18 protein-coding genes are annotated in these 16114 nt (G+C 32.9%); all 18 read right to left on the reverse strand.

The window, feature by feature from the left end; genetic code table 11:
• Nucleotides 1–521 (reverse strand): restriction endonuclease subunit S (locus tag KBI38_00470; GenBank protein MBP8628542.1); only part of this gene is annotated, 521 nt, incomplete at its 3' end.
• On the reverse strand, nt 518–2065 hold the full coding sequence (locus tag KBI38_00475; protein MBP8628543.1) for a type I restriction-modification system subunit M: 1548 nt from the start codon (nt 2063–2065) through the stop codon (nt 518–520). The genes KBI38_00475 and KBI38_00470, both read right to left, overlap by 4 nt.
• Nucleotides 2066–2366: 301 nt before the next feature.
• Nucleotides 2367–3293 carry a cysteine synthase A gene (gene cysK, locus KBI38_00480; protein MBP8628544.1) on the reverse strand — a complete coding sequence of 309 codons (927 nt, stop codon included), beginning with the start codon at nt 3291–3293 and terminating at the stop codon, nt 2367–2369.
• Nucleotides 3277–3588, reverse strand: coding sequence for an N-acetyltransferase (locus KBI38_00485; GenBank protein MBP8628545.1), 312 nt, complete (start codon nt 3586–3588; stop codon nt 3277–3279). The genes cysK and KBI38_00485 overlap by 17 nt, the downstream gene beginning before the upstream one ends.
• 10 nt (nt 3589–3598) lie before the next feature.
• Complete coding sequence (locus tag KBI38_00490) at nt 3599–4930, reverse strand: MATE family efflux transporter (GenBank protein ID MBP8628546.1); 1332 nt, start codon at nt 4928–4930, stop codon at nt 3599–3601.
• Between the two features lie 87 nt (nt 4931–5017).
• Nucleotides 5018–5491, reverse strand: coding sequence for a glutathione peroxidase (locus KBI38_00495; protein ID MBP8628547.1), 474 nt, complete (start codon nt 5489–5491; stop codon nt 5018–5020).
• Between the two features lie 18 nt (nt 5492–5509).
• The gene (locus KBI38_00500) at nt 5510–6349 is read right to left on the reverse strand and encodes a nitroreductase family protein (protein ID MBP8628548.1); all 840 of its coding nucleotides are present in this window, start codon (nt 6347–6349) and stop codon (nt 5510–5512) included.
• Between the two features lie 51 nt (nt 6350–6400).
• Nucleotides 6401–6994, reverse strand: coding sequence for a TetR/AcrR family transcriptional regulator (locus tag KBI38_00505; GenBank protein ID MBP8628549.1), 594 nt, complete (start codon nt 6992–6994; stop codon nt 6401–6403).
• 37 nt (nt 6995–7031) lie between these two features.
• Nucleotides 7032–7274 carry a hypothetical protein gene (locus KBI38_00510; protein MBP8628550.1) on the reverse strand — a complete coding sequence of 81 codons (243 nt, stop codon included), beginning with the start codon at nt 7272–7274 and terminating at the stop codon, nt 7032–7034.
• Between the two features lie 5 nt (nt 7275–7279).
• Nucleotides 7280–7435, reverse strand: coding sequence for a hypothetical protein (locus KBI38_00515; protein MBP8628551.1), 156 nt, complete (start codon nt 7433–7435; stop codon nt 7280–7282).
• 131 nt (nt 7436–7566) lie between these two features.
• A complete protein-coding gene (locus KBI38_00520) occupies nt 7567–8616 on the reverse strand; it encodes a diguanylate cyclase (protein ID MBP8628552.1) in 1050 nt (349 codons plus the stop codon).
• A 21-nt stretch (nt 8617–8637) separates the two neighbouring features.
• Nucleotides 8638–10974, reverse strand: coding sequence for a ferrous iron transport protein B (gene feoB / locus KBI38_00525; protein ID MBP8628553.1), 2337 nt, complete (start codon nt 10972–10974; stop codon nt 8638–8640).
• A 22-nt stretch (nt 10975–10996) separates the two neighbouring features.
• A complete protein-coding gene (locus KBI38_00530) occupies nt 10997–11230 on the reverse strand; it encodes a ferrous iron transport protein A (protein MBP8628554.1) in 234 nt (77 codons plus the stop codon).
• 226 nt (nt 11231–11456) lie between these two features.
• The gene (locus KBI38_00535) at nt 11457–13067 is read right to left on the reverse strand and encodes a mechanosensitive ion channel family protein (GenBank protein MBP8628555.1); all 1611 of its coding nucleotides are present in this window, start codon (nt 13065–13067) and stop codon (nt 11457–11459) included.
• Nucleotides 13068–13232: 165 nt separating this feature from the next.
• Entirely contained in the window at nt 13233–13796 is a 564-nt protein-coding gene (locus tag KBI38_00540; GenBank protein MBP8628556.1) for a hypothetical protein, read from the reverse strand.
• 185 nt (nt 13797–13981) lie between these two features.
• Complete coding sequence (locus KBI38_00545; GenBank protein ID MBP8628557.1) at nt 13982–14329, reverse strand: CGGC domain-containing protein; 348 nt, start codon at nt 14327–14329, stop codon at nt 13982–13984.
• 31 nt (nt 14330–14360) lie between these two features.
• Complete coding sequence (locus KBI38_00550) at nt 14361–15017, reverse strand: hypothetical protein (GenBank protein ID MBP8628558.1); 657 nt, start codon at nt 15015–15017, stop codon at nt 14361–14363.
• Complete coding sequence (locus KBI38_00555; protein ID MBP8628559.1) at nt 15017–15982, reverse strand: DUF1858 domain-containing protein; 966 nt, start codon at nt 15980–15982, stop codon at nt 15017–15019. Before KBI38_00555 ends, KBI38_00550 begins: the two co-directional genes overlap by 1 nt.
• Nucleotides 15983–16114 lie beyond the last annotated feature (132 nt).

Consider the following 16114-nt stretch of genomic DNA (forward strand, 5'->3'; position numbering starts at 1 on the left):
GCTGTAAGCTCTGCTGTAAGCTCTGCTGTAAGCTCTGTAAATGCATCCAAAATACGAACGATTTCGACTTGGATATGAAGCGGTGGGATTGGGATTAATTTATTAGCAAAATTACTAATCCATTGACGTTTATGATCTCCATCAACCAATTCAGTAGGTAAAGTATTTAGCCAATAAAAAATATATTTTAATAAAACTTCTGATTCATTTTTTGATGTAATCATCTTCATTGCTGATGATTTAGCTTTAAAATCAAAATCAACCCATTTATTTGCTGTTGTAAAGTCATCAAAAATAATAACAGGATTCTTTGATGCTTTATAGATACCATCTATTTCATCTGTATATCCGAGTATAAAAGTTTTACCGGCTGTTAAAACTGGTGTATCAAAATCATCACTATAATTTTTTGATTTTACTAAATATTTTGTTGGTTGTTCATAATCCGCAACTTTATCGAGTTGATTCCATTTCAACTCAATCCCCTCAAGCAACTTTTCCAAATAGTTTGGCGTTATCATGATTCAATCACCTCAATGATTTTATCAATTTCAGTACGCAGTTTATCAATTTTTGTTACAGTATCTTTTATCTGAGCATTCAACTCAATTATATCAATAACTTCTCTGTTGTCTTTTGCCTCAACGTAAGAGCTTACTGACAGATTGTATTCATTTTTTACTATTTCATCATAAGGTACGCTAGTCGCAACATGTGCAACCTCTTCTTTGTTATCAAACATAGTCATTATTTTTTTAATATGTTCATTGTTTAATATATTATTATTAGTTTCTTTTTTATAAAAGTCTTCACCACTGGCATCAATAAATTGAATAGTATTATCAGTTTTATGTTTTGATAACACCAAAATATTAACCGCAATTGAAGTACCAAAAAAAAGATTGGGAGCAAGTGCAATAACAGTTTCTACAAAGTTATTATCAACTAAATATTTCCTAATTTTTTGTTCAGCCCCACCACGATAAAAAATCCCCGGGAAACAAACTATCGCCGCACGTCCTTTCGGCGACAAATAGCTAAGGGCATGAAGTACAAAGGCAAAATCAGCTTTAGATTTTGGCGCTAATACCCCTGCTGGTGCAAATCTATCATCATTAATTAAGGTCGGATCGTCACTACCAATCCATTTTACAGAATATGGCGGATTGGAAACAATCGCGTCAAATGGCTTTTCATCAGCAAAGTGCGGTTCTAACAACGTATTACCTAGCGCCATTTGGAATTTATCATAATTAATATTATGTAAAAACATATTCATTCGGGCCAAGTTATAAGTCGTATGATTAATCTCTTGGCCATAAAAACCATCTTCAATAATATGGTCATCAAATTGTTTTTTTGCTTGTAGCAACAATGAACCGGAACCGGCCGCCGGATCATAAATTTTATTAATGCTGGTTTGATTATGAATCGCTAATTGTGCGATAAGTTTTGATACACTTTGAGGAGTAAAAAACTCTCCCCCAGATTTTCCGGCATTAGCAGCATAATTTGAAATCAAAAATTCATAAGCGTCACCAAATAAGTCAATCTGATTATCAGTAAATTCACCAAAATTGAGCCCTTCAACACCTTTTATTACCGCCGCCAAAGTAGTATTTTTATCCTTTACCGTATTACCGAGCCTATTGCTAGTAGTATCAAAATCAGCAAATAGCCCTTTTATATCAAGTTCCGAGGGATAACCATTCGCAGAATTTTCAATAGCAGAAAAAATATTGGCCAGATCAGTATTCAAATTTTCATTATTGTTCGCTGCTTTTGCAATATTACAAAATAACTGACTAGGATAGATAAAATATCCTTTTGTTTTAATAGCATCAATTTTAAGTTCTTCAGGAATAGCATCATCAGGAAACTCTGCATAGTTAATGCTATCGTCACCTTGTTCAAAATGTTTAGCAAAATTTTCACTAATAAAACGATAAAATAGCGTTCCTAAAACATATTGTTTAAAATCCCAACCATCGACCGAACCTCTAACATCATTCGCAATCTTCCAGATTTGAGATTGTAACTCCGCACGCTGTACCACACTCGACATTGTTCTACCTCCAATTATTATAATTCCACTAGTATAAGTATTGTATGAACATTTCTCTCAACATCACACTTTAAAAAATCTTTAGTAATAATTCTTAACCAAAATAAAAAATAACACTTCCTATATTTTAACAAAGATTAATATATAAGTATATTGCTTTGGTTGAGTTTCAAAAAATTAATTGTATTTTAAACATTTATTGATTATAAACTACGGATATTAACTTATTTTATCAATAAAAAAGAGTCCTTAGTAGCTGAATTTTAAAATTCAAGCTATTAAGGACTCTTTAATATTATCTTTATTTAAATAGTACTGTTGATAAATATCTTTCACCAGAATCAGGTAATAAGACAACGATGTTTTTCCCTTTGTTTTCTTTTCTAGCACTTATTACAGTGGCAGCATGAAGTACTGCACCGGAGGAAATACCAACTAATAAGCCTTCTGTTTTCGCCACTTCACGTGCTGCGATATAGGCTTCATCATCTTCGACACCAATAACTTCATCAATTATTTCCATATTCATCACTGCCGGAATAAATCCAGCGCCAATTCCTTGTAAGTTATGCACTCCCGGACTTCCTCCTGCTAACACTGCTGAACCTTTAGGCTCAACGGCAATAATCTTAACATTAGGATTTTTTTCTTTTAGTGCTTCACCAACACCAGAAATAGTCCCACCGGTACCAACTCCGGCAATAAAAATATCAACTTTACCGGCTGTATCCTGCCAAATTTCTTGTGCCGTCTTTACTTTGTGGACCAGCGGATTAGCGGAGTTTTCAAATTGTTGCGGGATAAAAGCATTGCCATATTTTTTTGCCAATCTTTTCGCTTCATTAATAGAGCCTTGCATGCCTTCTTCGCCAGGAGTTAAGACAACTTCTGCGCCTAATGCTGAAACAATCAATCGACGTTCAATACTCATAGTATCAGGCATTGTTAAAATTAATTTAAGCCCTCTAGCTGCTGTAACCATCGCTAATCCAATACCGGTATTGCCACTAGTTGGCTCAATAATAACTGTATCTTTATTGATTTTACCATTTGCCATACCATCATCAATCATCGATAAGGCTACCCGATCCTTAATACTGCTCATAGGATTAAAAAATTCAACTTTAGCAATAATATTTGCTTCAATTTTATTGTTTTTTTCATAGTTATTTAATCTTAATAACGGCGTCTTTCCGATTAATTCTGTTAAACTATTTGCTATTTTCACTATTTTTTGCCTCCTTAGTATTGTCTTGATAAATTAAGGTTTTATGTTCACTATCATTATTTAATTCTTTTTTGACAAAACTACATTTAGGATCAATACTTTTCCCTTCACTTTTTGCCAAAAAAATAATCTCGCTTAACAGCTTTTGTCCAATTTTTTGTCCTCTTAGTGCTGGTGAAACATAAGTATGATCAACGACTATTAAATTATCTTGATAATAAAAAGTTATTTTAGCTAATGGATTTTTGCTATCACCACAGTAAAACATTGTTCCGTCTCTTTTTATCTCCATCATAACACAACTCCTATGTTTTAAATTGATATTTCATAGTGTAATAATAAGCAATTATCAGTGGCACTGCCGAACCAATCCACGCTAGCGGGCTAGCACTACAAACGCCGGTGAAGCCAAAATAGTTTGCCATATAGACAGCGGCAAAGATTCGCATAAACAGTTCCATAATGCCGGCAATGGTTGGAACTAAACTTTTTCCTAATCCCTGCAAGGTATAGCGATAGATAAATAACAGTGCCAAAATCCAGTAAAATAGTCCGCTAATATGTAAATAAGTTTGTGCTAAGGATATAACTTTAGTTTCTCCGGGGCCGACAAAGAAACTCGCCATATAGCCACCATAAAAAATATTAACAATACCAATACCAAGGCTAAATAACCCTGACATCAAGATACATTGATTGACCCCTTGCTTTATTCTAAGAATATTTTGTGCACCATAGTTTTGAGCAGTATAAGTAGCCATTGCCATCCCAAATGACATCATCGGCATTATTGCAATCATATCAATTTTTTGAGCAGCAGCAAACGCCGCAATAGCTTCTGAACCTAAACCATTTAAAGCAACTTGAACAATAATCGCTCCTAATGCTATCAAAATTGCTTGAAATGCCATCGGAAAACCAATTCTTAGATGTTGCATAATACTCTTATAGTCAATCTGCCAATCACTTTTGGTAATTCTTAAAATTGGTAATTTTTTTAAAATATATAAAAAACAAAGTCCACCTGCTAAAATCTGTGCCAAAACAGTAGCTAAGGCCGCTCCGGGAATGCCCATTTTGAAAACTATAATAAATAATAGCTCTAGCCCAATATTTAAAAAGCTACCAAAAATTAAAAACCATAGGGGCGATTTACTGTCACCAATTGCCCTGATTAAGTTTGCCATCATGTTAAATAACATTGTGGCACCAATTCCGCCATATATTATTACTAAAAAGTTATAAGCATCTTCAATAATTTCGGGCGGAGTTTGCATTATTTCCAGTAAAAATTTTGCCGATAAAACTCCACTCAACGTTAAAACGATACTACATAAAACAGTCAAAATAATACAAGTTACAACACTGTTTTTGACGCCTTTTATATCATTAGCGCCAAATCTTTGTCCGGTGACAATCGAAAAACCACTGGTTAGTCCTATCAAAAAGCCTATCATTAAAAACATCAAGCTTCCGGTTGAACCAACCGCCGCCAGAGCATTTATTCCCAAGGTTCTACCAACAATTAAGGTATCAACTACAATATAAAATTGTTGAACAATATTACCGGCAATCAAGGGTAGAGTAAACATAAAAATTAGCTTTGCCGGATTACCGACAGTCATATTTTTTTCCATAAACATCATTCTCTTCTTTTAAGTTACACTTTTTTTATTATATCATAATTTTTGCTGTTAAATAAAAAAAAGGCCCTTCGGCCTTTTTTATAATAATTTTTCGATATCCGGAACAATGCTTTGTGGATTAGTAGTCGGAGCATAACGATTGACAACCTCTCCATTTTTATTTACTAAAAATTTAGTAAAATTCCACTTGATACTGCTATTGAAAAATCCTGAAGAATTTTCTGTTAGATGTTTAAATAAAGGATGAGCATTTTTCCCTTTGACATCAATTTTGGCAAAAATCGGGAAAGAAACTCCATAATTGATTTGACAAAAGTTTTGAATCTCTTCATTATTATCAAATTCTTGCTTTAGAAATTGATCGCACGGAAATCCTAAAATTACCAACCCTTTGTCTTTATACTTTAAATAAATTTCTTCTAAATCTTTAAATTGCGGGGTAAAACCACATTTGCTGGCAGTATTAACAATTAATAAGACCTTATCTTTGTATTCTGCTAGAGACTGTTCGCCCCCTCGGGCTAATGGAACTGTTATTTCATATAAACTCATTGCTATCACCTCATATTTTTATTGCCAAGCTATGGTCAAGGCTTTTCTACTTACTGTTCTTTTAAATTTATATTTTGGATAACCAACCATCAATGCACCTGCTACAACCTTATTATGACCTAGCGTCACTAACTCTAATAAAGGTTTATATTCTGCTACAAAACAAGCTTCAACAATACCAGCCCAGCAAGTTCCAAGATTTATTGTATTTGCATATAATTCCGCATAAGTTAAGGCAAACCTAGCATTATCACGCCCTCTTGGCAACATAGCTTTATCAATCGTTGCTAATATCAGGCCCGGTGCCCCTCTTAAGATACCATCCTTACCTTCTTGACGGTATCTGTCAACATAACCTTTAAAATAAAGACCTAAGGGGTTTTTAGCAGTAATTAATGTTTCCATCCAAGTAACAACAACTTCAATAATATTTTTTAAAACATCTTTATCATCTATAACATGATAACTAACGCCTTGAGTATTAATCGCCGTTGGTGCCATTCTGGCAACATCAAGTAATGATACTATTTTATTGCGCTCAACTGTATCTTCTTTATAACATCTTATAGAACGTCTTGATCTTAAAAAGGCACTGGCTGTATCAGCATCTATTACCGGTATTGCTACTGGAACAGTTTCTTGTTTGGGCGTTTTTTTATTATCAAGCACGCCAACTGGACAAATCGCTACACAATGTCCACATTCCATACAAGAATCTTTGGCAATCACCGGACCAACTTCCGCCATTGTTAGCGTATCATTTGGGCAAACCTCTACGCAAATACCACATTTTGTACATTGCTCATAATTTACATTGATAAAATCCACTGTATTCTCATCTCCTTTTAAAATGACCATTCGTCTAATAATTTTGAAAAATAAATATATGCAGTTTGAAGCATATATTTATCAAGATAAACAATTAAATAAAGTTTGTAAGTTATTTTGCAACGGTTCTATTGATTTTTTTACTTTCAATTCCAATAGACTACCTTGCCAATTATTCCAAATCAAATCAGCAATTCTTTCCGGTGCTATAGCAGTAGTAAATTCACCATTAGCTTGTCCGATAATAATTCGTTCAATTAAGACTTCTTTAAAAGACTTAATTGCCACTGCTAAAGCGTTTCGGCATTTATCACTGGCAGCACTGATTTCAGCAGCTAAATTACCTAATAAGCACCCTTTTTGTGACTCTGAACAATCATAATCTTTGGTAATATCAAGAAAAACTTGTATTAATTTCTCATTGTCTTGACTATTACTATTAATGCGTGTTGTCCATTCCAAAAGATGTTTTTCAGTGTAAAAATTAATAACTGCCACCCCAAAATCCTCTTTACTGGAAAAATAATTATAAAAAGAACCTTTGGGAATCTCGGCGGCATCAGCAATTTCTTGAATGCCTGTGGCATTGTAGCCTTTTGCTTCAAATAAACTTAAACCTTTTGCTAAAATGTTATCTTTTGTCTTTTTTATTTCATTATTGTTTTTTCTACTCATGTTTTTAATATACAACTGGTCATATTAATTGTCAATGCTAATTTTTTTGCACTGTTACTTCCACGCCTTGCTTTTCTAAAAAAGTTTTCATTTCACAAAGATATTTATGGCCTTTGCTATTGATATAACATGATTTACAAATTTGAATATCAACTTTTTTAACACCTCGTTGAGCATGACCAAACGCCATATCACAAAGGCATTCAGCATGTTCTTTGTAAATATCACCATTTACTTGTAAGTGCAATTCATTGTCATCACCATCAACTTTAATCTTCATAACCACTACCCTTTCTTTGTTGCTTGACTACAACATTTTCCAGCACATGAATTAGCGGACGAACACTGACACACTTCTTTTCCTTGAGAACTTTTTACTGCCAACTGTATCAAGTAACCTACCGCTATAATACCAATTAAACCTAAAATCAATTTTTCCATTATAAACTCACCTTCTTATATACTTTTAAGATAAGAACCATCTTTTAATTTTTCTTCGACCGAAGACCATGATCTTTTCGCATAAACAATCACCACCAAAAACTACTATCGACATAATAATGCTCCTCTCTTTATGCACATTTTGCTATATTAACTTCTCCTGTTACAGGATTAAAAATCGAGATTATATTTCTACCATTATTTTTGGAATAATATAAAGCTGTATCAGCGTATTCATATATTTTATCAATCTTTTCCGGCAAATGATGTAAGCTACACAAACCTGCGGAAATTGTTACATTTAAATAATTCTTTTTATCAATCATAAAACTATTATTCTCAATAGTACTTTTTATTCTCTTGATAATCTCTAAAGTCTGCTCTGATGTTATATCTTGAAACATTATGGCATACTCTTCGCCACCAACTCTTGCCACAACATCATCAGTTCTGGTATTTTGTTTTAAAATTTCAGCCACCTCCGCTAAAACTTTATCGCCAATTTCATGCCCATAGGTATCGTTAACTTTTTTAAAATGATCAATATCAATCATCACTATCGATAAATTATGTTCAAAGTCATTTTTATTAATAATAATTTTATCAAGTTCACTAAAAAATTTTCGCCGATTTGCAATTCCGGTTAAAGGGTCAGTCATTGCCATTTTTTTCATTTGTTGATAAGCAATTTCTAAGTCCTTACTGCGTTTTTCTAAATCTTGTTGCATTGTAATTAGTTTTTTATTAACCAGTATTAATTTTTCATTTTGTTTATTAATATAGCGGCGTGATTCCGCCAATTCCTTTATGGTTTCTTTTAACTCGGTTTCACGCAATGCTATTTTCCTAGCCATCCAGTTCATATTTCGCATCACTGATTTAAAATCATCTTCATCATCTTGATTGGCTGAATCTTTCGGCACAGACAATCTTTCATTATAAAATCCATCTTTAATTTTATTGGAAAAAGTTTTGATTTTACCCAAAGGATTACCAACCAACATTTTTATAATTAAACTAGGTAGGGATAATGCTAGAAATATTGATACTGCAAAGGTTATCGCGCTGACTTGATTAAAATCTTTTTGCACCATTAACGAACTTTGCTGCGCTAATATAATCATAGTGAATTGAGGAATTAATATAATAGTCATTAATATTAACCGAAATTTTAATATCAAAACTAGCACCTCCCTTCAGGCTTAATATCCTAATAATGTTCCAATTTGATAAATCGCAAAACTAGCGATCCACGCTAATATTGTAGAATAAAGAAAAGTAAAACCAGTCCATTTCCAAGAGTTTGTTTCTCTTTTTAATACTGCTAATGCTGCAAAACACGGCGAATAAAGCAGTGTAAAAATCATTAACGAAAAAGCTACTAATGGGCTAAAGATTGGATCATTTTTTATCGCTTCAGCTAATGGAGTACTTTCTTCATCGGCTTCACCTACACTATAAATAGTTCCCAATGTACTTACTAAAACTTCTTTCGCCGCCATTCCGGAAACTAAGCCCACACCAATTTTCCAATCAAAGCCCAGTGGTTTAATAACCGGTTCAATTACTCTGCCGATTTGTCCGGAATAACTTGCTGCCAAGCTTTCGCCGGCTTGTTCATTAGCTAATAATGATACTTTTTCATCTTTTTCACTTTCTAGCATTACATACTTTTTTGCAAACCCCACTAAAGCGGTATTTTCTGCTACAAAACTATCTAAGTTTTCAGCATTAGTATTTTCACTATTAGTAGCTTCTTTTAAATTATTAACCATAGTTACTAGTTCAGTATTGTCTTCTAATTTTTCCAATCCTAGTGGTGCCAATACTTCTGTATTAACATTTTGACTAAATTGTTCTTCGGCACCTGATATCAAGCCCTCATAATCTTTACTAAACTCAACATTTGTCGGATAGTTTGTTAAAAACCAAATTAAAATTGTCGCTGCTAAAATAAGTGTTCCGGCTTTTTTAACATACAATACCCCACGTTCCCACATATGTGTGACAATACTACGCAATGTTGGAAGGTGATATTTCGGCATTTCCATAATAAAGGGCTCAGTATTACCTTTAAATAATGTTTTTCTAAAAATAAAAGCCATTAATACCGCTAACATTATTCCAATAAAATAAACTAAAAACAGCATTGTTCCGGCAATCTCTTCACTAAAGAATGCCCCGATTAATAAAGTATAAACCGGTAATCTAGCACCACAACTCATTAAAGGAGCAACCAGCATTGTAACCATTCGATCTTTATTATTTTCTAACGTTCTTGTACCCATAATTGAAGGAATAGTACAACCAAAACCAACTAATAACGGAATAAAGGATTTACCATGTAAGCCCACTGCTCGCATCACTCTATCCATAACAAAAGCGGCTCTAGCCATATAACCGGTATCTTCTAATAAGGCAATTCCTAAAAATAAAATTAAGATATTTGGTAAGAACGATAAAACCGCTCCAACACCACCAATAATTCCATCAACCACTAGTGATTTTAAATCACCGTTAGCCATATTTTGTCCAACAAAATCACCTAAAATAGTAATACCATTTTCAATCCATTCTTGCGGATAGGCGCCCACTGTAAAAACAAAATTAAACAACAACCACATAATCCCAAAGAATATTGGTAATCCCCATATTTTATGAGTTAAAACATTGTCGATTTTATCCGAAAAATTTTCATCCATATGCGAATGTTTTTCCGTAACTTCAGTGTAAATTTCATTAGCAAAAGCATATCTTCTTTCGGCAAGAACTAGTTCAATTTCTTCACTGAATTTATCTTTAAGCTCAATTCTAGCTTTTTCAACAACTCTTACCACAGTTTTTCCTTCAACTTTATTTTCGATTGCAGTTACTATTTCTTGATCATTTTCTAATAATTTAATTGCTAACCACCGTAGCGGATATTTTATGCCAGCGACATTTTCTAAACATGTTATAACTTCACTGATTTTAGCTTCAATTTCTGCACCATAAAATACTTTAAACGGTTTAATTTCTTGATTTGCTGTTGTCACAACAACTTTTTCTAAGATGTCATTAGTGCCCTCATTTTTATTACCGATTGACTTAACTACTGCTACACCAAGTTTTTCTGCTAATAATTTATCATTTACTTTTTCACCAATTTTTTCAGCTACATCCAACATATTTAAACAGACAACCATCGGGCGTTCCATTTCTAGCATTTGGACTGCCAGATAAAGATTTCTCTCTAAATTTGAGGCATCCAGAATATTAACAATCACATCTGGTCGTTCATCAATAACAACATTTCGTGCTACTAGTTCGTCTAGCGAATGAGCTGTTAAACTGTATGTTCCCGGTAAATCAATTATCAATAACTCTTTACCTGCAAAGTTTTTAAAGCCTTCTCTACGCTCTACCGTAACGCCAGGATAATTACCGGCATGCTGTCTTGCTCCGGTAATATTATTAAAAATAGTAGTTTTACCAGAGTTTGGATTACCTGCTAATGCAACTGTCAAATTACCTTTATCGTTAAGATTGTTTTTATCCATAATAAATATCTTCTCCCTGTTATTAATTAAATTCTTCCACTGCTATTAAGGAAGCTTCATTTTTGCGTAACGACAAATTGAAATTTTTAACTTTAATTTCAATTGGGTCGCCTAATGGTGCATATTTTTGAACCTTTATTTCAGTTCCGGTAACAATACCCATATCAATAATTCTTCTTTTAATAGCTCCATTACCTAAAATTTTTACTACTTTACAGGTCTGCCCTGTTTTAATCAAATCTAATGTTGTTTCCACACCAACACTCTCCTCTTTAGAATGATAATCGTTATCAAATGAACTTAATTTAAAAATCGCATTTCTGCGATAATGATAATCTTTCTCAACTGACGAAATTTATATTACTCTTATACTTTATAATTGTCAATACTCATTATTAAAAATTATTGTTAAATAATAAAAAATAATACAACAGTACCATTTTAGTTTAGTATCTTGGCACTGTTGTATTATAAAATTACTATCATTTGTTAGTTATCTTGACATTAAACGCCCCCACTTCCGCCTCCGTGGTTATACTGTCTTGAGGCATAGTTAGCTTATTTCCATCTCGCAGTGCAGAATAATGTGGTGACATTATTTCCACTGCAGCCTCATTAAAATAATCTTGAATGTTTTGGTGAAGGTAAGAATAAATACTAGCCATGGCATTTGGCTTATCAGTATAAGCATTAATTTGATACGAAACCGCAAAGTCATCTAGGCTCTCTTGAAAAACAAAGGGCTTTGGTTCCTTTAATATACCATCGGTCGCTAGTGCCGCCTCAATTAATAATTCATGAACTTTTCGCCAAGGTACATCATAACCGATTGTGATTGTTGTGTGCAAAATTAAGTTTGTTTCTTTCATTGCTCTACTATAATTTATGATCGGAGAATTAAAAATTGTCGAATTGGGAATAGAAATATCAACATTTTTAATCGTTCTAATTCTTGTCACAAGCAAAGTTTTTTCCAATACATCACCAATATTGTCCCCCACTTTAACTCTATCACCAATAGCAAAAGCTCTAGTATAAGTCAATGATATTCCAGCAATAATATTGGCAATTGCTGAAGTTGACCCAAAAGAAAATAACAAACCAACCAACACTGAAACACCTTGAAAAATTGGTGAGTTAGCGCCTGGCATATAAGGGTAAATAAATACTAAGGTCATTGCAAAAATTAAAAATTTTACAATTTGATATGTTGGATAACTCCACTCCGGATAAAAACCCTCAAAATTAAATTTACCTTTCTCAATACCAGTGAAAATCATTTTGAAAAATTTTAAAATATAATTACAACATAATAAAATCAAACAAATAATTAATAGATTTGGTAAATAGGCTACAACGCTTGTAAACCCTAACTGTAACGGAGTTACAATATAATTTAACAATTGATTGCTGTATTGTCTGGTATCAGGAAATAAACTTAAAATATAATAAATATAAAGATAAAAAACTATTACTTTGATAATATAGCCAACATATCTTAACAATTTTTCAGTAAATTTTAAGAGTTGTTGCTCTGACACCACTTTTATTTTTTTTTCTAAAGAAACTATCCATTGTTTTAGTTTATCTAATATATACTGTAAAACATTTTTAATGGCTTTTAGCAAAAATACTACAAAAGCAGTTGCCAAAATAGCTTTCAAAATATTAATTGCTAAGTTTTGCATTTTCCGTTCTTCACGATATATTTTTAAAGCATATGTTATCTGTTCTTTACGCTCTTGTGCTAATTTCTTTATTTCGAGATGCTCAGATACTGCATCAGCATTGGTAATTGTTAATATTATATTGTTTCCAATAACAATATTTTGTTCATATTCACTATCTTTTATATCTATATTATCTAAAGACAACGAGATGTTTTGCCCTATTTTTACCAATCTCTCACTTATTCTTTTAGCCCTGTCTTCCGGTGTAAAAGAGCCGATTTTCGCTTTAATTTCAAACAAAGTAGTACCATCAAGTGTCACCGGATACTTATATTGATCTATTATTTCCTTGCTATCATTCGCAAAAGCCAAACTGAAAAAACATAACGAAATTAGCATAACAATCATTATTAATTTTTTCATAACCGCACTCACTCCTTGCTAAAGTATACCTCTATTGTATCTGCTGATTATACTCTTTTAGTTAAACAAATCTTTTTAAATCCCTTTAAATCTTTATGGAAAAATTTATAAAATGCCAAAAAAAATGATGCCATTTAAGCATAATTTTATAACTATTACTAAGTATTAGTTTAGGTTTTTATCGCGATAATAATTTGTTCCTTTTACCGCTAATTCTGCAGCCAAGCCTTTTGTTGTCATTTGATACATCCAAACACCATTGTCAACATGAATCGCACCTTCTAATGCCCCGCCACTGATTCCGTCATCAGCAACAGCCGTTGCTTGTGCCCCAAACGACCAGCCTTTTTGGACAAAAGAATTTAATGAGTCGCTATCGGTGAAAACAAAAATAATCGCATATTCTTTTATTCCAAGACCCAATCCAGCTTGATATTCTTTCATTTTCATATAAACTTTTTCACCAGTCAAATTGTTTACCGCCATCCCTCTGCCGTGAGAACTACCTAAAATTCCAAGCTTAAAGCCGGTATTATTAAATACGGCATAACCTTTAGAATTGGCAATAACTTGGCGGGCTTTAGGCTGTTTTTGATATAACTGTTCTAACGTAGAATTTGTTTTTTGATTTAACTCTGCTCTTTGACTAGCTGCACTTGCTGCAAAAACTGTTGTATCAGCCATCAAAACTATCACTAGTAAAGTTAAGACTATTTTGATTATTTTCACAATAATCCTCCTGCTCAATATAATTTAAAAAATATTTTATTTAATATTTACTTCTTCATAATAAGCTTATTTCCCTTTTTTTCATTATTACTTCTGGCCTTAGTTACCATTTTAACCTACTGATAAATTAAAAATTTTTACACAGTAAAACTAGCTATCGACAATTATCTGTCAATAGCTAGTTTTTATTTACTAACTTTATTTAAAATTATACTATCTCTAGTTTTCCCGCTTGCCCCACCGTGGGTATAGCCTACTACTGCAAAGTTTTCTGCTAGTTGCTGCGCGAAAGCTTCATAGTTTTCATATTTTGCTCTAAGACATGATGATAAGTGTACAACATCAACGCCTTTACTTTGTAGTGTTGCAATTTTTTTAGTTATATCACCACCATTATGAGTGAATGCTACTAATTCTAATTCATTATCAACATACCGCTGAAATGAGTCACTTTTAGTAAAAAAAGCTTTTAAGCACCCACCACCACTACACCGCATCATTGTTTCTTCATTTACTATAATTGCTATTTTCATACTTTACTTCTCAGCTTTGCTTATAATATTTTTAGTTCTTAAAAATTTCATAAGTTAAGCTATTTTCACTTTCTATTACTCTAAACGAAAAATTATTATTAAGAGCACCAACAAATGCTTCCAACCAACTTTGATAAAGCTCCAACATTATTGCTGGACTGATATTAACCCTCTTCCAGTTAGGTTCTTGCAAACAATGGCCAATTCTCCAAAGGATGCTATCATCATCTGACTGTATAACCATATCAGCTTGGTCACAGGGCATTCCATTTAGATAATAATCATTTAATATTACATATAACCCCTTAGCTGTTAAAGCATCATATTTTTCAGTGTTTTGTACTGAGTTACCAATTATTGCACCATGTTCTTTAAAGGCTTCTTTTATTAAATCTTTCGCCGTAGCTCCACAAAAAGCTAGGGTCTCTTTAATCAAGGCCGCTTCTCTAGATTCTGCTAAATTTATTTGGCGTTGTAGCCAGCCGTGAATATTATCATGCTCGATTAATTCGGCTAAATCAACTTTAGGCAGTGGTTTTCCATAAGTTTGCCAAACTTGCTCTCTTAACTCTTCTACTGTATCACCACAAACAGCACTTAATTTTTGATAAATAAAATCTTCTCTGTTATTAACTATTTGAATTTTCGAATATAGCCAATAATGAATTGGTCCAATAAATGCACTCATTAGTTTTCACCTCTTACAATAATTTCATTTAATGCTGTTATCAGCTCATTAACTTCAATACCATGAATATCAGCTGCTTTTTGTAATTCTTCACCCGTAGCCGAAGGACAGCCTAAACATCCCATTCCAAAAGAACGCAATACCGGAATAGTCTGCGGATAAACTCTAATAATATCGGCAATAATACTTTGGGCAGTTATCATATCACCAAACACCAATGTTCCTTCAGTAAGTCCTCCTGGTATCGGCTGTAATACTTCTGTTTGAGAGTATGGTTTTTCCTGTTCTAGCGAGATAATATCATTTTCAAATTCACCTAAAACATCAGTTTTAAACTTTTCAAAGCCAATTCTATCAATAAATTCTCCAACTCTTTCAATATCAGCATTTTTTTGATAGTATCTCACAATAATATCAACAATCTTTAAAGTATCTTCATAATTCAATCCTGTTATTAATCTATCGCCTAATCGCGGATGTGCTCCAGCACTGCCACCAACATAAATATCCCACCCTATGTCCGTACCGATAACCCCCACATCTTTAATTACAGCCTCCGAACAAGAGTTAGGACAACCAGAAACGCCCATTTTCATCCTTGACGGCATCTCTTTTTTGATATAGCGTCGATCTAGCTCAAAACCTAATTTAATACTATCTTGCTTTGCTCTTTTACAAAACGCTATTCCTGGACAAATTTTTACGCTTCTAACACAATTAGCAAATCCAATGGCCGGATTCATCCCCAATTCATCCCAAATACTATCAATATCTTCTGCTTTTAGTCCTGTAATCATAATTCGTTGTGCTGAAGTTAATTTCAATACTCCATGATATTTTCTTGCAACATTAACATATTTCTCTAACATATCAGGTTTTATAAAACCGCCCGGTAAATGTGGTGTAATTGCATATGTTTTATTGCCATTGTGAATCTTTTGTAAATTAGCCCCTGTAGGTAACATCATTAAGCCCTCCCATATTTTATCTTGTCCTTTGATTTATATAATAGCTGGTTTTAAGTTAAATTTCTTTGATATTTATCACATTTTTAGGTATTATTTAATGTTATTTTTGATAATTTTACCATATCTTTA

It is taken from the genome of Negativicutes bacterium, from assembly GCA_018052945.1.
Classification (GTDB): domain Bacteria; phylum Bacillota; class Negativicutes; order JAGPMH01; family JAGPMH01; genus JAGPMH01.